Raw genomic sequence first — 19,689 nt, 5'->3', positions numbered from 1 at the left:
CTGACCATTTCGAAAGGAAGAAACATGAGCAGCAAGTTGAAAGCTTCCGTCGCCGGTATGGCGCTTCTGGCCGTATTCGGGGCTGGGCTGGCCAATGCGCAGACCGCACCCGCAGAAGCCCCGGCTGAGGCGCCTGCCGCCTCTGCCCCGGCAGAGGTTGCCCTGCCCGAAATCCTGCAAGGCAGCGCCTTCACGGAGGTAACCAGCACGCCCGGCCCGCGCGGTGGGATGCGGGTGGAAGGCACCATTGCCGAGACCGGCAAGTCCTTTGATGCGCTGGTGAACGGCGAAGGCCAGCTGGTCGCGATGGGCACCGCCGAAGGCTCGGCGCTGCCTGCCGCAGTGGTCGATGCGCTGCTGCCCGAGGCCGCACGCGCCAACCCCGTCCTGCCCGAAATTACCGAGCTGAACGCCATCGGTACGCGCGATGGGGCGGTCATGGCTGCGGGGCAGGATGCCTCGGGCGATGAGGTGCGGATCGGATTCAGCGCCGAAGGTGAGTTGATGCATTTCGACCGTGGCGGGCGCGAAGGCCGTGGCGGCTGGATGGGTCGCGGTGACATGCACGGCAAGCGCGGCGAGAAGCATGGCGACCGGGGTGCTCGCGGAGACCGGGGTGATCGTGGCGACCGCGGCGACAGGGGTGATCGGGGAGATCGCGGGGACCGTGGGGATCGCGGCGACCGGGGTCCCGGTCGTGAGATGGCACCTCCGCAAGGGGGGATGCCGCCCGAAGGAATGCCGCCGGCCATCGACGAATCCGCCCTGCGCGGTACGCTGGAAGGCAGCGGTTACACTGAACTGGCAGGGATGCGCCCGACCCGTGGCGGCGTGCTGGTCGAGGCCACCAATCCGCAAGGTGAGGCGGTCATGGTGACCGTAACGCCCCAAGGTGAAGTGGTGCGCGAAACCGCCCGCTGATCGGGTTCAGCCGATGGGAACATGGGCGCGGCCTTGGGGCCGCGCCTTTTTCATGCCAGCGCCGCCAGCAGCAGCGCCAGCGCGTGTTCGGTGGCGGCTGCGCGGACCTGTTCGCGGCCAAGCGCGCCGAACTCGACCGTTTCCGTGGCCACGCCGGTCTGGGTGGCAATGCCGAAGCAGACGCGCCCCTCGGGCTTGTGATCCGACCCGCCGGGGCCGGCGATACCGGTGACTGACACGGTCAGCGCCGCCTTGGAATTGTGCCGCGCACCCAGCGCCATCTCGGCGGCGATTTCCTCGCTGACCGCGCCATGCGCTGCCAGCGTTGTTTCGCGGATGCCCAGCATGTTCTCCTTGGCGGCGTTGGAATAGGTGACGAAGCCGCGCTCGAACACATCTGATGATCCCGGCACCGCCGTCAGCGCCGCCGCGATCATGCCGCCGGTACAGCTTTCCGCCGTGGCGATCATCAGCCCCTGCGCGCGGGCGGCGGCGAGGATCTCGGCTGCCGCGCTCACATCACCAGCCCGTGCCAGATGCCGGCGCAGACCATGGTGGCGAGACCCGCGAACAGGCCCGCCCACAGGTCGTCAAGCATGACGCCCATGGTGCCGCCTTCGCGGTCGGCGCGGCCGACCAGCCAAGGCTTCCAGATGTCGAACAGGCGGAAGAACAGGAAGGCCGCGACATAGCCGGGCCAGGGAAAATTGGTCGATTCCAGACCGGCATGCCAGAAGCCATAGGACGGGAAGCACAGGGCCAGCCACTGACCCGCGACCTCATCGATGACGATTTCGGACCGGTCGGGATCTTCCATCCCGCGAGTATAGCGGGCGACCGACCAGAAACCCAACGCTGTGACAGCGAGGGTTGCCAGTGCCAGCAGCGGGAAGCTGCCGATCCAGTGGATCAGCACCCCGCAGGCGACGGCCACCGCCGATCCCCAGGTGCCGGGGGCGGGTTTCATCAGGCCGGCGCCGAACCAGGTCACAATCATGCGGTCCATGGCTTATCCTTTCATCAGCGTGGCGGTGGCGATGGCGGCGATGCCTTCGCCACGGCCGGTAAAGCCCAGCCGTTCCGAGGTGGTGGCCTTGACCGACACCCGGCCCGGCTCGATCCCCATGATCTCGGCCAGGCGGTCCTGCATGGCGCGCGCATGGGGGCCGATCTTGGGCGCTTCGCAGATTAGGGTCACATCGGCATTGCCGAAGCTGAAGCCCTGCGTGCGGGCCAGATCGGCGGCGTGGCGCAGGAAAATGGCGCTGTCGGCGCCTTTCCATTGCGGGTCCGACGGCGGGAAATGCCGGCCGATATCGCCCATTGCCAGCGCGCCATAGATCGCGTCGGTCAGGGCATGCATGCCGACATCGGCGTCCGAATGCCCTTTCAACCCGCGATCATGCGGCACCCGCACCCCGCAGAGCGTGACGTGATCGCCTTCCTCGAAAGCATGCACGTCAAAACCATTGCCAAGGCGAATATCCATCGCGGTCCCCAGGATTCGGCGGGCGCGGTCGAAATCCGGCCCGTAGGTGAGTTTCAGATTGTCTTCCGCGCCTTCGGTAATCGCCACCTCATGCCCGGCTTTCTGCGCCTGTTCGACATCATCCGCCGCGCCTTCGGGAAAGGCGCGATGCGCGGCCAGAATGGTGTCCAGACGGAAGCCCTGCGGGGTCTGGGCGCGAAACAGCCCCTCGCGCGGGGCGGTGCCGGTGACGCGGCCATCGGTGCCACGCCACAGCGCATCGGTGACGGGCAGGGCGGGGGCGGCGGCCACGGCACCGGCTGCCAATGCGTCGACCACGCCCGCGATCACCGCAGAGGAGACCAGCGGGCGGGCACCGTCATGGATCAGCACATGGGTGATGCCGCTGCCGTCCAGCACCTCCAGCCCGGCGCGGACGCTGTCGGACCGGGTCGCGCCGCCAGCGACCAATGTGACATTGCCGCCAAGCGTCTGGACGGCATGGGCCATGTCCTCGGGGCTGACGGTCACGACGATGCGGCCGAAACCCGCAAAGGCGTCGATGCTGCGCGCCAGCACGCTGCGCCCCGACAGGTCGCGCCATTGCTTTGGCGCGCCGCCCATGCGGCTGCCGCGTCCGGCGGCGGTGATGATGACGGCGATCTGGTCGAGGCTTTGCATGGCGCCGGTCTAGTGCAGGCGCGGCGCCCGCGCAATCGGGGCGCATGGGCGGCTTGCCGGTCTTTTCGTAACTCGCCCCCTGTCTATCGCGGCGCGGGCAGGCTAGATAAGGCGGGCGATACATGCTGCCAAAGGGACCAGAGCCATGACCGACCTTTCCCCCGCCGATACCGCCAAGAACGCCGCTGCCACTGCGGCCGTCGCATTGGTGCAAGACGGGATGCGGCTGGGCCTCGGCACCGGCTCGACCGCGGTGTTTCTGGTTCACCGGCTGGCCGAGCGGGTGAAGGCCGAGGGGCTGAAGCTGCGCTGCGCCTCGACCAGCAAGGCGACGGCGGAACTGGCCGAAAGCCTTGGTATCAGGATCGAGACGCTGGACGATATCGGCTGGCTGGACCTGACCATCGACGGCGCGGACGAATTGGACCCCGACCTGAACCTGATCAAGGGCGGCGGCGCGGCGCTGCTGCGCGAAAAGATCGTGGCGCGCGCATCCGACCGGATGGTGGTGATCGCCGATGGCGGCAAGGTGGTCGAGGTGCTGGGCGCCTTCAAGCTGCCGGTCGAGGTGATCCCGTTCGGCTGGCAGACCACGCAGGCGCTGATCGAGCGGGTCTTGGCCGATCTGGAACTGGAAGGTCGCCCGGTGGTGCGGCGCATGCAGGGCGAGGCCCCGGTGCTGACGGATGAGGGGAACTATATCCTCGATCTGGCGCTGGAGGCGATCCCGGACGCGGCGCGGCTGTCGGTGGCGCTGAACGCGCTGCCCGGCGTGGTGGAAAACGGGCTGTTTCTGGGCATCTGCGATCTGGCGATTGTCGGTCAACCGGATGGCGGCGTGGTCGAACTGGTTGTCGAGGAGGCCGTGGAATGAGCTTCGATTATGACCTGTTCGTGATCGGCGGCGGCTCTGGCGGGGTGCGGGCTGCGCGGATCTCGGCCGGATACGGTGCCAAGGTTGCACTGGCCGAGGAAAGCCGGATGGGCGGCACCTGCGTGATCCGGGGCTGCGTGCCGAAAAAGCTGATGGTCTTCGCCTCGGCCGCGCCGGCAGAGGCGGCGCAGGCGCGCGGCTTCGGCTGGGAAGACGCCACCGCCGGCAACTTCAGCTGGGACGCCTTCAAGGTCAGGCTGGATGCGGAACTGAACCGGCTTGAAGCCGCCTATACCAAGGGGCTGGAAGTTGCTGGCGTCAACATCTTCCACCAGCGCGCCCACATCGTTGGCCCGCACGAGGTCGAACTGGCCGACGGCATGCGCGTGAGCGCCAAGCATATCCTGATCGCCGCAGGCGGGCGTCCTTACCTGCCCGGTATCCCCGGTGACGATCTGGGCATGATCTCGGACGATCTGTTCCTTCTGGACCGGCTGCCGGGGCGGGTTCTGGTCGTGGGCGGAGGCTTTATCGCCTGCGAATTTTCCACCATCCTCAACGGGTTGGGCGTCGATACCACGCTGGTTTATCGCGGTGACAAGGTGCTGCGCGGCTTTGACAATGATCTGCGCGAATTGCTGACCATGCAGCTGGCCGATAGCGGCATCCATGTCCGGCTGAAGCAGAATCCGGCCCGGCTGGACAAGCAGGGCGATCAGACCCGCGTCACGTTCGAAGACGGCAAGGTCGAGGATTTCGACGCCGTCATCTTCGCGACCGGCCGCGCGCCCTATACCAAGGGTCTCGGTCTGGAAAATGCCGGCGTGACGCTGGCCCCCAATGGCGCAGTCGCCGTGGACGAATGGTCGCAGACGAACATCCCCTCGATCTTCGCGGTGGGCGATGTGACCGACCGCGTCAATTTGACGCCGGTGGCGATCCGCGAAGGGCACGCCTTTGCCGATACTATCTTTGGCAACAAGCCTCACAATCTGGATCACGGTCTTGTTGCCAGCGCCGTCTATACCCGCCCGCACGAGGTCGCTAGCATCGGCATGACCGAGGATGAGGCGATCCAGCGCGGCGGGGTCGAGATCTATGACACCCGATTCCGGCCGATGAAATCGCTGTTTGCGGGCTCGGATGCGCGGGTGATGATGAAGCTGATCGTGGACGAGGCGACGCGGAAGGTTCTGGGCTGCCAGATCTTCGGGCCCGAGGCGGGCGAGTTGATCCAGCTTGTGGCGATCCCGATCACCATGGGCGCGACCAAGGAAGATTTCGATCTGACCGTCGCCGTTCACCCGACTTTGGCCGAGGAACTGGTCACGATGCGCCAGCCCTCGCGCCGGCATGAGGCGCCCGCGCCCGCGTAGGGCAGAGTATAGAGAAGATCGGCAAAGCCTTGACTTTCGGGGCTTTGCCCCCAGTTTCAGGCACAAGTACAACAGCAAGAGGCAGACAGATGGCACAGGGCCCCTGGGGCGGCGGCAGCGGCGGAAATAACGGAAATGGCGGCGATAATGACGGCAAGGAGCCGCCTCGCGGCCCGCAGCGGCCATGGGGGCAACAGGGCGAACAGGGCAACCAGCGCCCCGAACCGCCGCGCCGTCCGGGCGAGATGCCGGAAATCGAAGACCTGATGAAGAAGGGCCAGGACCGGCTGCGCGTGCTGATGGGCGGGCGCGGATCGGGCAACGGTGGGGGTGGTGGCCCGCGCCGGCCGCAGGGGCCGGGTTTCAGCCTTGACCGCCGGACGCTTGGCCTTGGTGCCATCGTGCTGGTCGGGCTTTGGGCCTTCGCCAGCTTCTATACCGTCAAGCCGGAAGAACGCTCTGTCGAATTCCTGTTCGGGCGTGCGGTCGGAACCGGCGATCCGGGTCTGAACTTTGCCCCTTGGCCGATCGTGACCAAGGAAATCGTTCAGGTCACCGGCGAACGCGTGACCGAAATCGGCACCGGCCAGACCGATTCGACGCGGCGCGGCAGTGGTTCCGTCACAGCGACCGACAGCGGGCTGATGCTGACCCGTGACCAGAACATCGTGAACATGGAATATCAGGTGGTCTGGAACATCTCGGACCCGGAAAAATACCTGTTCAACCTGGCCGACGCCCCCGGCACCATCCGGGCGGTCGCGGAATCCTCGATGCGCGACATTATCGCGCGTTCTGAACTGGCACCGATCCTGAACCGGGACCGGGGTGCCATCGCCGAGGATCTGAAGATGTCGGTCCAGCAGACGCTGGACAGCTATCAGTCGGGGATCAACGTGGTCCGCGTCAACCTTGACCGGGCCGACCCGCCGGGAGAGGTGATCGACGCCTTCCGCGAGGTGCAGGCCGCCCAGCAGCGCCGCGATGCGCTGGAAAAGGAAGCTGACGCATATGCCAACCGCGTTCTGGCAGCTGCCCGCGGTGAAGCAGCTGCCCTGGTCGAGGAAGCCGAGGCTTACCGGGCCCAGGCCGTGAACGAGGCCCAGGGTGAATCGGCGCGCTTCAATTCGGTCTATGCCGAATATGCCAAGGCGCCCGAGGTGACGCGCAAGCGGATGTATCTGGAAACCATGGAAAAAGTTCTGGGGCAGGTCGACAAGGTCCTGCTGGATGACGGTGCCGGCAGCGGGGTCGTGCCCTATCTGCCGCTGGACCAGCTGCGCCAGGGCGGCGCGCGTCCGGCCGGTGCTGCCAATGAGACGACGACCACGACGCAGACGGGGGGCAACTGATGGCCAGTGCACGCAAGAAACTACTGGGCACGCTGGCGATCCCTGCGCTGATCGTGGTGGGGGTCATCGCCGCTTCGTCGCTGTTCATCGTCGATGAACGTGAAAAGGCGCTGGTGCTGCGTCTGGGCCGTGTTGTCGATGTGCAGGAACAGCCCGGTCTGGGGATGAAGATCCCGTTCATGGATCAGGTTGTCAAATATGACGACCGTATGCTGGGGCTGGCGACCAACCCGGCCGAAATCACCCCGCTGGATGACCGCCGCCTGATCGTCGACGCTTTCGCGCGCTGGCGCATCACCGATGTCGTCCGCTTCCGTCAGGCCGTCGGGGCCGGCGGGACCGATGCCGCGATGGGCCGTCTGGACCCGATCGTGCGCACCGCCATCCGCGAGGTGCTGGGTGGCGTGCCCTCGACCACCGTGCTTTCGGATGACCGCACGGCGCTGATGAACCAGATCCGCGATGAGGCGCGGCGCAACTCGGAAGGGTTGGGGGTCGAGATCATCGACGTGCGCCTGACCCGCACCGACCTGCCAGAGCAGAACCTTTCGGCCACCTATGAACGGATGCGGGCCGAGCGCCAGCGCGAGGCCGCCGACGAGATCGCCCGCGGTAACGAGGCCGCGCGCCGGGTGCGCGCCGCCGCAGACCGGACCGTGGTCGAGCTGACCTCGGAGGCGCGCCGCAATGCCGAGATCATCCGGGGTGAGGCGGACGCATCGCGCAACGCGATCTTCGCCGAAGCCTTCGGGCGCGACCCGGAATTCTTCGCCTTCACGCGGTCGATGACCGCATATGAGCGGGCGTTGCAGGCCGGAAACTCGCAGATCGTCATCCAGCCGGAAGGTGATTTCTTCACCTATCTGGGCCGCGACGGGGCCGCGAATGCCCAGCCGCTGACGCCGGCAGAGGATTTGCCGCAGGAAGAAAGCCTGTCGACCTTGCCCCCGCAGGACGGCGCGGCAGCACCAACGGCGACCGATCCGATCCGGGCTGACAGCGCAGTGACGGCCAAGCCGCTGGAAATGCCCTGGGACGCCGAGCCCGGCGCGGCGATGGCAACGGATCCGGCAAGCACGGATGTGGCGCCGCCCGCTGAAGCAGAGGCCGCTGAAGCAGAGGCTGCCGAAACGGAGGCCGCTGAAACAGAGGCCGCTGAAACGGAGACCGTCGAAACGGAGGCAGTCGAGCCGCCGGTCGAAACGCCGGCAGAAGCCCCGGTAACCAACTGATCGAGAAAGGGCGGCTTCGGCCGCCCTTTTTCATGTTACAGAAAAATCACGATGAGTTCATTGCTGCGGAGCGTGATTTATTTGCAACGGCTCCCCATCTGCCGTTCTCTGCAAATGCAAACCGGCCCTATGGCCGTGCGCTGACTTCCCGAGGCGCTCTGATGAAAGGAACATTCGATGCGCACCCGCTTCTCCAATATCCTGGCCTCTGTTTCGGTGGCCGCGCTGACGCTTGGCGCGATGCCCGTCACAGCGCAAGAGGCCGCCGCTCCGGCCAATACCGATGCACCGCTGGCCGCGCCCGATACCGCGGCGCGCCGTCAGCAGATCATGCCTGACAGCTTTGCCGACCTGGTCGAGAAGGTCTCGCCCGCCGTCGTCAACATCAACACCACCGCCGTGATCGAACAGCCGACCGGCCCGGCCTTCCCTGAAGGTAGCCCTTTTTCGGACCTGTTCCGTGATTTCGGCTTTCCCATGCCGAACCAGGGCGAGGGCGGCGATCCCCGCTTTGGCGGCCAACGCCCGCCGCAGCGTGCCAATGCGCTGGGTTCGGGTTTCGTCATTTCCGATGACGGCTATATCGTCACCAACAATCACGTCATCGAAGGCGCCGATGAAATCGAGATCGAGTTCCGCGACGGCGCCCGCCGCCGGGCCGAGGTTGTCGGCACCGACAAGCAGACCGACATCGCGCTGCTGAAGGTCGAGGCCACCGATCTGCCCTATGTCGGCTTCGGCGACAGCGACGCTGCCCGTGTCGGCGACTGGGTGCTGGCGCTTGGCAACCCGCTGGGGCAGGGCTTCTCGGCCTCGACCGGGATCGTTTCGGCACGCGGCCGGGCGCTGACCGGGACCTATGATGACTTCATCCAGACCGACGCCTCGATCAACCGCGGCAACTCTGGCGGGCCCTTGTTCAACATGGATGGCAAGGTGATCGGCGTGAACACCGCGATCCTGTCGCCGAATGGCGGCTCGATCGGGATCGGCTTTTCTATGGCGTCGAACGTGGTCGGCACGGTTATCGACCAGCTGCGTGAATTCGGCGAGACCCGTCGCGGCTGGCTGGGCGTCAAGATCCAGCGCGTGACCCCGGAAATCGCGGAATCGCTGGGGCTGGACAGCGGTATGGGCGCAATGGTCACCGATGTGCCCGAAGGCCCCGCCGCCGATGCGGGCGTGCGGGCTGGCGATGTCATCACCAATTTCGCCGGCAACGAGATCGAGGATGACCGCGATCTGGTCGCCCGCGTGGCACAGGCCCCGATCGGCGAGGAAGTCGATGTGACCGTCCTGCGCAATGGCGAATCCGAGGAGCTGAAGGTCACGCTGGGCCGGCGCGAGACAGCCGAAGGCACGGCCAGCGATGATCCTGCGACGCCGGACGATGCCAGCGGCGATACGCTGGGGATGCAGCTGCAGACCCTGACCCCGGAAATCGCAGCTGAGCTGGGCATGGGCGAGGGGCAGGACGGTCTGGTCGTGCGCGGGGTCGATCCGACCTCGGACGCGGCCGACAAAGGCCTGTCGCCGGGTGATGTCATCACCGAGGCCGGCCAGCAGCCCGTTGCCTCGATCCGCGATCTGCGGGCGCGCGTGGACGAGGCCCGCGAGGCTGGCCGCAAGTCACTGCTGTTGATGATCCGGCGCGGTGGCGAGCCGCGCTTCGTGGCGCTGTCCGTCGCCGAATAAGCTGCGGCAATGTGATCGGGCGGGGCCTTTGGCTCCGCCCTTTTCATTGCGGGCTGAATGGCCTATCTCGCGGATAGCTAAAGGATACAGCCATGGCCAAGATCACCTATATCGAACATAACGGAACCGTCCACGAAATCGACGTCAAGCCGGGAATGACCGTCATGGAAGGCGCGCGCGACAATGGCGTGCCGGGGATCGAGGCCGATTGCGGCGGCGCCTGCGCCTGTTCCACCTGCCATGTCTATGTGGCGCCTGAATGGGTCGACAAGCTGCCTGCCAAGGATCCGATGGAAGAGGACATGCTGGATTTCGCCTGGGAGCCCGATCCGGCGCGCTCGCGTCTGACGTGCCAGCTGAAAGTGACCGACGCGCTTGACGGTCTGGTCGTGAACCTGCCCGAAAAGCAGATCTGATGCGCATTCCGGCGGTGCTGGCGGCTTTTGTGGCTTGCCTGCCTGCCGTGGCATCTGCCGAAACCGAAATCCGCGCAAGTTTTGAAAACCCGGCGACCGCAGCCGATTACGAAGGTGATTGGCCGATCTGGTCGCGCGTGCGGCTGAAGAACGCCCGTTCAGGCCGCAGCGAGGAAAGCCTTGCGCGGGGAAGTCTTGCCCTGACCTGGCATCTGGACGTCGATCCGGGCGGGTTCTTTCTGGGCGACATGCCAGCAGTGGCGGATATCGACAATGACGGCCGGTCGGATCTGGTGACGATCCAGCGCGACCGTGAACTCGGATGGCGTGTTCTGGTCGCCGATCTGCCGATGAACGGGATTGAGTTTCTGACCGAGGCGCGCTTTGCCCCTGCGATAACCGAAGTCGTGCTGCTTGGCGTGGCCGATTTCGATGGCGACGGCCTGCAGGAGATCGCGGCTGTCGCAAGTGGCGACAACGTGGATGCCCTGCTGATCTATCGCTGGCAGGGTGCAGGAAAGCCGCTGGCGGTCATTGGCCCCTTCATGGGCTTTGCGCCGGGGCCGGTCGATGCGGGGCCGAGGCTGCGCGAATGCGACGGGAAGATCGCCTTTCTTGCGGCTTACGTTGATGCGGGTGTGGTCGTCGCAATCCGCCCCTCGGACAAGCCCGACACGGTAACTTACGATCAGGTTGCCGGAAGCGCCGATAAGGCGGGTTTTGCTGCGGCGCGCGCCTGTTCCTAAGGTGCTGCATTGCAATCATCATCTTGCCCACAGCGCCAACTGCCGCTAGCCCTTCACCGGTTGCGTTAAGAGAGAAAGAGCCTGCAATGTCCGACCTGATCCTGACCGTCACCTGCCCGGCCCGGCGCGGGATCGTTGCGGCGATTTCCAGCTTTCTGGCCCAGAACGGCTGCAATATCACCGATTCCGCCCAGTTCGACGATCTGGAATCGGGGCGCTTTTTCATGCGGGTCAGTTTTCAGGACGAGGACGGGCGAGGTGCCGAGGCGCTGCAGGCAGGCTTCGCCCCGGTCGCGGAAGATTTTCAGATGGAGGCCGCGATCTACGATTCCGCCCATCGGATGCGGGTGCTGTTGATGGTGTCGAGCTTCGGCCATTGCCTGAACGACATCCTGTATCGCTGGCGCATCGGGGCGTTGCCGATTGATATTGTCGGCGTCGTCTCGAACCACATGACCTATCAGAAGCTGGTCGTGAACCACGACATTCCTTTCCATCAGATCAAGGTCACGCCGGCGAACAAGCCCGAAGCCGAGGCGCGCCTGATGGAGGTCGTGCGTGAAACCGGGGCCGAGCTGGTGGTGCTGGCGCGCTATATGCAGATCCTTTCGGACCGGTTGTGTTCGGAAATGTCGGGGCGGATCATCAATATCCACCACTCGTTCCTGCCCAGCTTCAAGGGTGCGAACCCCTATAAACAGGCTTATGAGCGCGGGGTGAAGCTGATCGGGGCAACGGCGCATTACGTGACCGCTGATCTGGACGAGGGGCCGATTGTCGAGCAGGACACCGTGCGCGTGACCCATGCGCAATCCCCTGCGGATTACGTCAGCCTCGGCCGGGATGTCGAGGCGCAGGTATTGGCCCGCGCCATCCATGCCCATATCCATCACCGGGTCTTCCTGAATGGCTCGCGCACGGTGGTGTTTCCGGCCTCGCCCGGCGGATACGCGTCCGAGCGCATGGGCTGAGCAGGGGCGATGGGCGCGGCCGCTTTCTGGATATTTGGGCCAGAGTGAATGCCGGATGCCTACGCCGGGCGGAGATGAAGAAGGGGCGCGGCCTTGCGGTCAGCGCCCCTTGTCTTTCGGTAATCCGGGATCGGCGATGATCAGACCGGCATCCGGCTGCTGTTGATGCCCGGGATGGCCGCGGCCTCACCATTGCCGGCGGGGCGGCGACGGCGCGGGGCAGGGGCTTCGTCGCCGGAATTGTCGTCGATGAAGTCCAGCACGATCGGACGGATGTTGAGGCGCCAGCTTTTGCCTGCGAAAATGCCGTAATGCCCGGCGCCGGGTTCCAGGTGCTGGCGTTTCTTGTCGTCGGGCAGGCCTGTGCAGAGATCCAGCGCGGCGACGCATTGCCCCGGTGCCGAGATGTCGTCATTCGCCCCTTCGACGGTGAAGACAGCCACATCCTTGATCTTGCCCAGATCGACCGGCTTGCCGTTCACGGTGAAGCGGTTCTCGGCGATTTCCAGGCCTTTGAAGATGCGTTCGACCGTCGACAGGTAGAATTCGGCGGTCATGTCCATGACGGCAAGGTATTCGTCATAGAATTTGTTGTGCTTGTCGCCTTCCGAGGCCTCGCCGCGCGCCTCGGCAAAGATCTTGTCCATGAAGGCGCGGGTATGGGTTTCGGCATTCATGGCGATGAACGAGGTAAGCTGCGCCAGCCCCGGATAGACCATCCGGCCCGCGCCCTTGTATTTGAAGCCGACCTGCTGGATTGCCAGGTATTCCAGTTCACCCATCGTCATGCGATTGCCGAAATCGGTGACCTCTGTCGCGGCGGCGTCAGGGTCGATCGGGCCGCCGATCAGGGTCAGGGTGCGCGGCTGGGCCTTTGGGTCTTCCTCTGCCAGCAGCGCGGTGGCAGCGAGCGCCAGCGGTGCCGGCTGGCAGACCGCGACGACGTTCACGTCGGGGCCGAGATGGCGCATGAAGTCGACGAGGTATTGGGTATAGTCCTCGATGTCGAACTTGCCCTTGCTGACAGGGATATCGCGGGCATTGTGCCAGTCGGTGATATAGATTTCCGCATTCGGCAGAAGCGAGGTCACGGTCGAGCGCAGCAGCGTGGCGTAATGGCCCGACATCGGGGCGACCAGCAGGATCTTGCGTGACAGGGGTTCGCGCCGGGCGACGCGGAAATGCACCAGATCGCCGAAATCGCGTTTCAGTTCTGGTTCGATATAGACGACGTGGTCCTGGCCATCTGCGCCGGGGATCGGCGGGATGTTCCAATCGGGCTTGATGACCATGCGCGCAAAGCTGCGTTCGGTGACGCGGCCCCACGCGCTCATCAGGCGGAACATCGGGTGTGGAACCATCGCGAAGGCCGGGTAGGAGGCCATGGCGCGCGCCGAAGCGCCCAACCATTCGTTGGTGTTGCGGATCGTCTCCATCGCGTCGTAGGAGATCAGCCCCTTCAATATCTGTTTGGCCATTCGTCCCTCGTATGGCAACGCACCGGGCGCGATGCCCTCTTTTTCAAAACGGGGGCGCCGGGTAAGCTTGTCTTGCAAAGGTAGGGGGGAAGATTGGTCATGGCAAGCAAGGACGCACGCAAATCTCCGGGACGCAGCAAGGGTGACGTTGGGTCAACTGCTGGAAAACGCTCCAATCCTTCCCAAACGGAAGCCTCCGCGCCTGCCGCGAGGGCAGCTGCGGGGGCAAGCAAGCCTGCGGCGAAGGCCGCGGCCAAATCAGCGGCCGGCGCGGAATCGGCTGTGGCCAGGGGGGCGGCGAAAAAGGCTGGCGCAAAGACAACTGCCAGAAAGGCAGCCTCCCCAAAGGCGGTGAACAGAACGGCGAAGCCGAAAGTGGCCGCCAAACCGGCGAAGGTCGCGCCCCCAATTGCTCCGGCAGGGGGCCCGCCTGCTGACATGGCGAAAGCGGCGTCGGTGCAGGCGCGGCCCGAACCCGCTGCGCCCCCGCCGGCAGCGGCGCCAGAGGTTCCTGCCCAACTGGCCGAGAACATGGAGCGGATCGAGGCGCTGACCCAGCGGCTGGCGGCGGCGCTGTCGCGGCGTCCGATGCATGATCCGGGCGTCGAGGCGCCGGGGGCCGACCTTGTCGTCAATGCCGGCCTCGCCTGGGCCAAGCTGTGGTCCGAGCAGCCCGCCCGCATTGTCGAGCAGCAGGTGAAATACTGGGGCGAGACGCTGGCCCATTACGCCGGGATGCAGCAGCAGCTGACGCGCGGCAAGCTGACCGCGCCCGAGGATGCCGAGGCCGAGACCGACAAGCGGTTTCGCAACCCGCTTTGGCAATCGCACCCCTATTTCAATCTGGTCAAGACGCAGTACCAGATCAACGCGCGCGCCATGCGCGAGGCGGCGCAGAACCTGGACATGCTGGACCCGGTCGACCAGCACCGGCTGAACTGGCTGACCAACCAGATCATCGACATGTTCGCGCCGACGAATTTCCTGGCCACCAATCCCGACGCCATCGAACGCGCGCTTGAAACCGAGGGCGAAAGCCTGGTCAAGGGGCTGGCCAACCTGGTGCGCGACGTCGAGACCCATGGCGGCGAGATGATCGTCTCGCTGGCCGACCGCAACGCATTCGCGGTGGGTGAGAATATCGGCACCGCACCCGGCCGTGTCGTCCGTCAGGAAAGGCTGTATGAACTGATCCAGTACAGCCCCAGCACCGAACAGGTGCACGCCGTGCCGATCGTGCTGTTTCCGCCCTGGATCAACAAGTTCTACATTCTTGACCTGAAGCCGGAAAACAGCCTGATCCGCTGGATCGTCGATCAGGGCTATACGCTGTTCGTGGTGTCCTGGAAAAACCCCGACGCAAGCTTTGCCGAGACCGGATTGGCCGATTATGTCAGCGCCTATCTGTCGGTGATGGACGCGGTCGAGGAAATCACTTCAGAGCCGAAGCTGAACGCCGTCGGCTATTGCATCGGTGGCACCACGCTGTCGCTGACGCTGGCGCTGATGGCGCAGCGTGGGGATGATCGGGTGAACTCGGCCACCTTCTTCACGACGCTGACGGACTTTGATGAGCAGGGCGAGTTTACCCCCTTCCTTCAGGACGATTTCGTCGAGGGCATCGCCGCAGAGGTCGCGCGCACCGGCATTTTCGCCGCCCACCTGATGACCCGCACGATGAGCTTCCTGCGCGCCAACGATCTGGTCTGGGGGCCGGCGATCCGGTCCTATCTTATGGGAGAGGCGCCGCCGGCTTTCGATCTTCTTTACTGGAACGGCGACGCGACCAATCTGCCGGGCAAGATGACGACCGATTACCTGCGCGGGCTGTGCCAGCAGAACCTGCTGGTGGGCGAGGGCTATCCGATGCTGGGCCATCAGTTGAAGCTGTCGGACATCCAGTTGCCGCTTTGTGCCATAGGCTGCGAGACCGACCATATCGCGCCTTGGAAACACAGCTGGCGCGGCGTGGCGCAGATGGGATCGAAGGACAAGCGCTTCATCCTTTCGGAATCGGGTCACATCGCCGGGATCGTGAATCCGCCGTCGAAGAAGAAGTATGGCCATTACACCAATGACGGCGATTTCCTGGGTGGACCAGAGGCGTGGCTCGACTCGGCCCGTTTTGCTGCCGGCAGCTGGTGGCCGGTCTGGGAGGAATGGCTGCGTGAAAAATCGGGCGAGATGGTCGCCGCGCGCAGTCCAGAGGCTGGATTCAGCGCTGCCCCGGGCGAGTACGTCCACGAAACTCCTTGATTGCGTGCACATTTTTTGTGATCGGTTGATTTTTGCTGCAGTGCAGAAAATAAAGGTTGAAATGCTGCGGTGCGGCATCTATCTTGTGGTCACTGGAATGAACAGGCGGCGCTCCTCCTCCCCAGCCGCCGAGATGGAGATAGAGAAATGGCCAAGACCCCTGATTTCACCAAGACCATGCAAGACCTGATGGCGAACTTCCCGGTCGACACTTCGTCGATGCAGGACGCGTTCAAGACCCAGTCGGCCCTGAACGAAAAGCTGTCGCGCGTGGCCCTGTCGGCTGCTGAACGTTCGACCGAGATCTCGGCCCAGTGGGCGAAAGACTCGATCGCCCGCATCGGCGAACTGACCACCAAGAAAGACGATGCCGGCGCTTATGCCAAGGCTTTCGCCGATTTCGCCAACGCCTCGGCCGAAACCGCTGCCGAGCACATGTCGGCTTTCGCTGAAGTTGCCAAGAAACTGCAGATGGAAACCGTCGACCTGCTGATGGCTGCCGGCAAGAACCTGGCCGACGACGCCCAGAAGACCGCTGAGAAAGCTTCGAAGCAAGCTCAGGAAGCTGTCAAGAAAGCCGCGACCGCCACGAAAGCCTGATCGGCTTTTCTGCACGGACGTGAAAAGGGGTGGCCGAATGGCTGCCCCTTTTTTCTTTGCAATTGCCGCAAATTGTCCTCAAGATGCTGCAAATGCATCCATTGAGGACAGCCGATGGCCAAGCCCGATGCCGCCACGCCCTTGCTGATCAAGCGCTATGCCAGCCGGCGGCTTTATAACACCGAAACCAGTGACTACGTCACGCTCGAAGATATCGCGACCTTCATTCGCGATGGTCGCGAGGTGAAGATCGTCGACCTGAAAACCGGGGATGAATTGACCCGGCAATATCTGCTGCAGATCATCGCCGAACACGAGGGCAGGGGCGAAAACGTCCTGCCGGTGGATGTGCTGACCGATCTGGTGCGCAGCTATACCAGCCAGGCGCAAACCGTGGTGCCGCAGTTTCTGGCCGCCAGCTTCGAGATGCTGCGTGAAGGGCAGTCGAAGATGATGGAAAACATGGCCGCGATGTCCAGCACCAGCCCGATGGCAAAAATGCCCGGCTTCGATCAGCTTCAGCGCCAGCAACAGGCCTTCCTGAAGGCGATGATGGGCGGCTGGCGCGGGGGCGCGTCGGGTCCGGCACCGGACGACGGGGACAGCGCCCCGGCGCCCGAGGGCGACATGGATGAAATCCGCCGTCAACTCGCTGCATTGCAAGAGCGGATTTCGAAGCTCTGATCTTGCGGTTCCCCGCGACACCGGTTAGGTAGCGCGGGCACGGACGGTTGGCCGAGTGGTCGAAGGCGCACGCCTGGAAAGTGTGTAGGCGGGGAACCGTCTCGAGGGTTCGAATCCCTCACCGTCCGCCAAACACCGCCGATTTCCGCCGAAAATAGCCTATGCGCCGTCGTTTGCCGCATTCCACCAATCGGCATGCACAACCGCCAGTTCTACGCTACAGCCCGATAAAACTTGAGAGCCAGCGAACGACAATTTGCGACCCCATTCCGCATGGAAGGTCACCTTCTGCGCTCACTCGAAAGCTGACGGGGCACGACTAAACTGTTGGATCAGGAAGTCGAGGAAGACGCGGATTTTTGGCGCAAGATGCTGGCGCGATGGATAAACCGCATAGTGTGTGATTTCTGTCGTTGTCCAGTCATCCAGGACCGATTGCAGCCGTCCGTCCCGCAGGTCTTTCGCAACGTAGGGAAGTGGAATCAGGCTGACGCCGAGACCACCGCGCAACGCATCACGCACGGCTAGGCTCGACGTTACCGAGTAGCGCGCCTGGACGGCGATCCTTTCGGTGCGCCCTCTCTTTTTGAATTCCCAGGTATCGACATTTCCGCCAAACAGAAAACGAATGTGGTCCAGAATTTTCAGATCAGATGGCGTTTCCGGTTTTCCATGCCGCTTGAAATAGGCCGGTGCGGCGCAAAGCACATGCGGCATGACCGCCAGCTTTCTTGCAATCAGGCTTGAATCCTCAAGATTGCCGCTGCCGCGTATCGCTAGATCGAACCCTTCGCGAACGATGTCGACCCGGCGGTCATCGAGATGCAGGTCGAGCTTCAGTTCTGGGTAGAGCGAGAGGAATTCCGGAATCGCTTCGGAAAATCGCACGAGGGCGACAGTCATAGGCGCGCTCACGCGCAGCGTGCCGGACGGCGACGTCTTGACAAGCGAGAGTGCCGTTTCCGCCTCGGTCAGCGCATCAAGGCCGCGGGTGACGGAGTCGAGATAGATCCTGCCTTCCTCGGTCAGAGCCATGCGCCGTGTTGTCCGGTTGATCAGGCGCACCCCCAGATGCGCTTCAAGCTCCGCTACATTCTTGCTGATGGCGGGTGGAGAAAGGCCCAGCTTACGGGCTGCTTCCGCAAAGCTGCCCAGTTCAGCCACATGCCGAAACACCTGCAACGCTGTGAAGCGGTCCATTTATTAGTTCCTACCAGATAAGAGTATCTTTCTATACCGGCATATTCTGTCCAGCAAGTGAATTCTCTATATCTGCGAAGCAATGTCAGGGAATTTCGCAATGCCTCATCCAACCATCCACCTTATCGAGCGGCGCGTTTCCGCCAATCAATTCGACGCGTCTCACAGGCTCACCGACACCGAGATCGGAGAACTCGTTCGCCTCGCGACGCGCGCGCCGACGGCCTACAATCTGCAGAACTGGCGCTTCATTGCGGCGCGGACACAGAATGCGAAGACGAGGCTGCGCCAACTGGCCTATGGGCAAGCCAAGGTTTCCGAGGCCGCCGTCACATTCATCATCTGCGGGCAGACGCCCGACCATACAACCCTTGCCGACCGGCTGCGCCCGTTCGTCGAAGCCGGGCACATGCCGCAAGACATGGCTTCGGTTTGGCAGGAGAATGTGGGGGTCCAATACGCCGAACCCCGCGCGGCCCGCGATGAGGCGATACGTTCGGCCGCCCTTGGCGCGGCGACGCTCATGTATGCCGCCGAGGCAATGAATCTTGCGTCGGGTCTTATGGGCGGCTTCGATGCCGACGCCGTGGCCCGCGAATTCGGCCTCGCCCGAAATGAGACACCCGTAATGCTTCTTGCGGTCGGTCGCGCCGCACCGGGCAACTGGCCGCAGAAGCCGCGCCGACCGCTTTCCGAGGTTCTGCAGATATCATGAAAACCAATGTTACCGATTTTGCCATGACTGCGATTGCGCCTGTTATCTGGGGCAGCACCTATATGGTGACGACAGAATTCTTGCCAGGATTCTCTCCGATCACGGTCGCCATGCTGCGGGCGTTGCCCGCAGGCCTGCTGCTGATGATGATCGTGCGAGAATTGCCGATCGGCATCTGGTGGTTGCGCGCATTCGTGCTCGGCGCTCTCAACATCTCGATTTTCCTGAGCATGCTGTTTGTCGCGGCCTACCGGTTGCCCGGAGGGGTTGCCGGCACCGTGCTCTCGGCGCAGCCCCTGATCGTCGTCTTTCTGGCCTCCTTTCTTCTTTCCAGCCCGGTGCGGCCATCAGCTATCATCGGCGCCCTTGTCGGGATGGGCGGCGTTGCCCTGCTCGTTTTGACACCCAGCGCCGCGCTCGATGCCATCGGTGTTGCCGCCGGCCTCGCCGGCGCGACCTCCATGGCACTCGGAAGCATTTTGGCGCGCAGATGGCGACCTCCGGTATCGCCGCTCACCTTCACGGCTTGGCAATTGACCGCCGGCGGCCTGCTTTTGCTTCCCGTTGCTCTGCTCGCCGGACGTTCCATTCCTGTTCCGACGCTCTCCAACCTTCTGGGGTTGGTATGGCTCGGCCTGATCGGAGCGGCTTTTACCTACGCACTCTGGTTTCGGGGCATCGGGCGATTATCTCCTTCGGTCGTATCATCGCTCCTGTTCCTCAGTCCGCTGACGGCGGTGCTGCTCGGATGGAGCTTTCTCGAACAGACGCTGACCCCGCTTCAGATTGCCGGTATCGCATTGATTATTGGCAGTATCTGGCTCAGTCAGCGCGCGAACAGCTGAATCAGCGTCAACTCACGAATGAGTGCTATTTCGACCGTGTCGTTGAAGAAGAAGCGCGGTGCCAACAAAGCGTCCGTATTATCGAAAGTCCGTGCCGAAAGCTGCTTGTCTCCTTTCCACCCAATGTAGCCATTCATTCTTGCCTTAATTTAGGGGCTATAGAGTAGGTGTGGTTCTTA

19 protein-coding genes and 1 tRNA gene are annotated in these 19,689 nt (G+C 63.8%); 15 read left to right on the top strand and 5 right to left on the bottom strand.

Going from position 1 to position 19,689, the window contains the following annotated elements; genetic code table 11:
- Window positions 1–24 precede the first annotated feature (24 nt).
- A complete protein-coding gene (locus G7044_RS17865) occupies window positions 25–921 on the top strand; it encodes a hypothetical protein (protein ID WP_207630170.1) in 897 nt (298 codons plus the stop codon).
- A gap of 50 nt (window positions 922–971) precedes the next feature.
- Here the strand turns inward: G7044_RS17865 and G7044_RS05590 are convergent, their stop codons facing one another.
- From G7044_RS05590 to G7044_RS05580, 3 genes are read right to left on the bottom strand one after another with little or no spacing between them, the layout of a single operon-like run.
- Window positions 972–1,439, bottom strand: a complete 468-nt coding sequence (locus G7044_RS05590) for a CinA family protein (protein ID WP_166326789.1) — start codon at window positions 1,437–1,439, stop codon at window positions 972–974.
- Window positions 1,436–1,927 (bottom strand): phosphatidylglycerophosphatase A family protein, encoded by a 492-nt coding sequence (locus tag G7044_RS05585; RefSeq protein WP_166326787.1) that lies wholly within the window; start codon window positions 1,925–1,927, stop codon window positions 1,436–1,438. Before G7044_RS05585 ends, G7044_RS05590 begins: the two co-directional genes overlap by 4 nt.
- Before the next feature lie 3 nt (window positions 1,928–1,930).
- Window positions 1,931–3,070 carry a bifunctional 2-C-methyl-D-erythritol 4-phosphate cytidylyltransferase/2-C-methyl-D-erythritol 2,4-cyclodiphosphate synthase gene (locus tag G7044_RS05580; protein ID WP_166326785.1) on the bottom strand — a complete coding sequence of 380 codons (1,140 nt, stop codon included), beginning with the start codon at window positions 3,068–3,070 and terminating at the stop codon, window positions 1,931–1,933.
- A gap of 145 nt (window positions 3,071–3,215) precedes the next feature.
- Here G7044_RS05580 and rpiA point away from each other — a divergent pair, with 145 nt between their 5' ends.
- The 8 genes from rpiA (at window position 3,216) to purU (ending at window position 11,732) form a co-directional block, all read left to right on the top strand.
- A complete protein-coding gene (gene rpiA, locus G7044_RS05575) occupies window positions 3,216–3,944 on the top strand; it encodes a ribose-5-phosphate isomerase RpiA (RefSeq protein ID WP_166326783.1) in 729 nt (242 codons plus the stop codon).
- Entirely contained in the window at window positions 3,941–5,320 is a 1,380-nt protein-coding gene (gene gorA / locus G7044_RS05570; RefSeq protein ID WP_166326781.1) for a glutathione-disulfide reductase, read from the top strand. The genes rpiA and gorA overlap by 4 nt, the downstream gene beginning before the upstream one ends.
- An 89-nt stretch (window positions 5,321–5,409) precedes the next feature.
- On the top strand, window positions 5,410–6,672 hold the full coding sequence (gene hflK / locus G7044_RS05565) for an FtsH protease activity modulator HflK (RefSeq protein ID WP_166326779.1): 1,263 nt from the start codon (window positions 5,410–5,412) through the stop codon (window positions 6,670–6,672).
- On the top strand, window positions 6,672–7,904 hold the full coding sequence (gene hflC / locus G7044_RS05560) for a protease modulator HflC (RefSeq protein WP_166326777.1): 1,233 nt from the start codon (window positions 6,672–6,674) through the stop codon (window positions 7,902–7,904). The genes hflK and hflC overlap by 1 nt, the downstream gene beginning before the upstream one ends.
- A gap of 240 nt (window positions 7,905–8,144) precedes the next feature.
- Window positions 8,145–9,599 carry a Do family serine endopeptidase gene (locus G7044_RS05555; RefSeq protein ID WP_166327417.1) on the top strand — a complete coding sequence of 485 codons (1,455 nt, stop codon included), beginning with the start codon at window positions 8,145–8,147 and terminating at the stop codon, window positions 9,597–9,599.
- 92 nt (window positions 9,600–9,691) lie between these two features.
- Window positions 9,692–10,015 (top strand): 2Fe-2S iron-sulfur cluster-binding protein, encoded by a 324-nt coding sequence (locus G7044_RS05550; RefSeq protein WP_166326775.1) that lies wholly within the window; start codon window positions 9,692–9,694, stop codon window positions 10,013–10,015.
- Window positions 10,015–10,761, top strand: coding sequence for a VCBS repeat-containing protein (locus G7044_RS05545; RefSeq protein ID WP_166326773.1), 747 nt, complete (start codon window positions 10,015–10,017; stop codon window positions 10,759–10,761). Before G7044_RS05550 ends, G7044_RS05545 begins: the two co-directional genes overlap by 1 nt.
- A gap of 86 nt (window positions 10,762–10,847) precedes the next feature.
- A complete protein-coding gene (gene purU, locus G7044_RS05540) occupies window positions 10,848–11,732 on the top strand; it encodes a formyltetrahydrofolate deformylase (RefSeq protein WP_166326771.1) in 885 nt (294 codons plus the stop codon).
- Window positions 11,733–11,872: 140 nt separating this feature from the next.
- On the opposite strand, the gene phaZ is transcribed toward purU, so the two are convergent.
- Window positions 11,873–13,210: a polyhydroxyalkanoate depolymerase gene (phaZ, locus tag G7044_RS05535; RefSeq protein WP_407947379.1), complete on the bottom strand. Its 1,338-nt coding sequence runs from the start codon at window positions 13,208–13,210 to the stop codon at window positions 11,873–11,875.
- 438 nt (window positions 13,211–13,648) lie between these two features.
- Between phaZ and G7044_RS05530 the strand changes: the two genes are divergently transcribed.
- The 4 genes from G7044_RS05530 (at window position 13,649) to G7044_RS05515 (ending at window position 16,881) form a co-directional block, all read left to right on the top strand.
- Window positions 13,649–15,466 (top strand): PHA/PHB synthase family protein, encoded by a 1,818-nt coding sequence (locus G7044_RS05530; protein WP_235931140.1) that lies wholly within the window; start codon window positions 13,649–13,651, stop codon window positions 15,464–15,466.
- A gap of 147 nt (window positions 15,467–15,613) precedes the next feature.
- Window positions 15,614–16,066, top strand: a complete 453-nt coding sequence (locus G7044_RS05525) for a Phasin (RefSeq protein ID WP_166327413.1) — start codon at window positions 15,614–15,616, stop codon at window positions 16,064–16,066.
- 114 nt (window positions 16,067–16,180) lie between these two features.
- On the top strand, window positions 16,181–16,750 hold the full coding sequence (gene phaR / locus G7044_RS05520; RefSeq protein ID WP_166326767.1) for a polyhydroxyalkanoate synthesis repressor PhaR: 570 nt from the start codon (window positions 16,181–16,183) through the stop codon (window positions 16,748–16,750).
- Between the two features lie 41 nt (window positions 16,751–16,791).
- A tRNA-Ser gene (locus tag G7044_RS05515) sits at window positions 16,792–16,881 on the top strand.
- Between the two features lie 163 nt (window positions 16,882–17,044).
- On the opposite strand, the gene G7044_RS05510 is transcribed toward G7044_RS05515, so the two are convergent.
- Entirely contained in the window at window positions 17,045–17,950 is a 906-nt protein-coding gene (locus tag G7044_RS05510; RefSeq protein ID WP_166326765.1) for a LysR family transcriptional regulator, read from the bottom strand.
- Window positions 17,951–18,032: 82 nt separating this feature from the next.
- Between G7044_RS05510 and G7044_RS05505 the strand changes: the two genes are divergently transcribed.
- Entirely contained in the window at window positions 18,033–18,665 is a 633-nt protein-coding gene (locus tag G7044_RS05505; RefSeq protein ID WP_235931139.1) for a nitroreductase family protein, read from the top strand.
- Complete coding sequence (locus tag G7044_RS05500; RefSeq protein ID WP_166326763.1) at window positions 18,662–19,510, top strand: EamA family transporter; 849 nt, start codon at window positions 18,662–18,664, stop codon at window positions 19,508–19,510. The genes G7044_RS05505 and G7044_RS05500 overlap by 4 nt, the downstream gene beginning before the upstream one ends.
- Window positions 19,511–19,689: the final 179 nt, after the last annotated feature.

It is taken from the genome of Paracoccus xiamenensis, from assembly GCF_011308835.1.
Taxonomy (GTDB): domain Bacteria; phylum Pseudomonadota; class Alphaproteobacteria; order Rhodobacterales; family Rhodobacteraceae; genus Paracoccus; species Paracoccus xiamenensis.
Note: the sequence above shows the minus strand (reverse complement) of the source record. Positions and strands in the feature narration are given on the sequence as shown.

Bases quoted from the DNA above. Each gene is read 5' to 3' on its own strand.
- G7044_RS17865 (WP_207630170.1), top strand. From the start codon at position 25: ATGAGCAGCAAGTTGAAAGCTTCCGTCGCCGGTATGGCGCTTCTGGCC.
- G7044_RS05585 (WP_166326787.1), bottom strand. From the start codon at position 1,927: ATGGACCGCATGATTGTGACCTGGTTCGGCGCCGGCCTGATGAAACCC.
- G7044_RS05580 (WP_166326785.1), bottom strand. From the start codon at position 3,070: ATGCAAAGCCTCGACCAGATCGCCGTCATCATCACCGCCGCCGGACGC.
- rpiA (WP_166326783.1), top strand. From the start codon at position 3,216: ATGACCGACCTTTCCCCCGCCGATACCGCCAAGAACGCCGCTGCCACT.
- gorA (WP_166326781.1), top strand. From the start codon at position 3,941: ATGAGCTTCGATTATGACCTGTTCGTGATCGGCGGCGGCTCTGGCGGG.
- hflK (WP_166326779.1), top strand. From the start codon at position 5,410: ATGGCACAGGGCCCCTGGGGCGGCGGCAGCGGCGGAAATAACGGAAAT.
- hflC (WP_166326777.1), top strand. From the start codon at position 6,672: ATGGCCAGTGCACGCAAGAAACTACTGGGCACGCTGGCGATCCCTGCG.
- G7044_RS05555 (WP_166327417.1), top strand. From the start codon at position 8,145: ATGCCCGTCACAGCGCAAGAGGCCGCCGCTCCGGCCAATACCGATGCA.
- G7044_RS05550 (WP_166326775.1), top strand. From the start codon at position 9,692: ATGGCCAAGATCACCTATATCGAACATAACGGAACCGTCCACGAAATC.
- G7044_RS05545 (WP_166326773.1), top strand. From the start codon at position 10,015: ATGCGCATTCCGGCGGTGCTGGCGGCTTTTGTGGCTTGCCTGCCTGCC.
- purU (WP_166326771.1), top strand. From the start codon at position 10,848: ATGTCCGACCTGATCCTGACCGTCACCTGCCCGGCCCGGCGCGGGATC.
- phaZ (WP_407947379.1), bottom strand. From the start codon at position 13,210: ATGGCCAAACAGATATTGAAGGGGCTGATCTCCTACGACGCGATGGAG.
- G7044_RS05530 (WP_235931140.1), top strand. From the start codon at position 13,649: ATGGCGAAAGCGGCGTCGGTGCAGGCGCGGCCCGAACCCGCTGCGCCC.
- G7044_RS05525 (WP_166327413.1), top strand. From the start codon at position 15,614: ATGGCCAAGACCCCTGATTTCACCAAGACCATGCAAGACCTGATGGCG.
- phaR (WP_166326767.1), top strand. From the start codon at position 16,181: ATGGCCAAGCCCGATGCCGCCACGCCCTTGCTGATCAAGCGCTATGCC.
- G7044_RS05510 (WP_166326765.1), bottom strand. From the start codon at position 17,950: ATGGACCGCTTCACAGCGTTGCAGGTGTTTCGGCATGTGGCTGAACTG.
- G7044_RS05505 (WP_235931139.1), top strand. From the start codon at position 18,033: ATGTCAGGGAATTTCGCAATGCCTCATCCAACCATCCACCTTATCGAG.
- G7044_RS05500 (WP_166326763.1), top strand. From the start codon at position 18,662: ATGAAAACCAATGTTACCGATTTTGCCATGACTGCGATTGCGCCTGTT.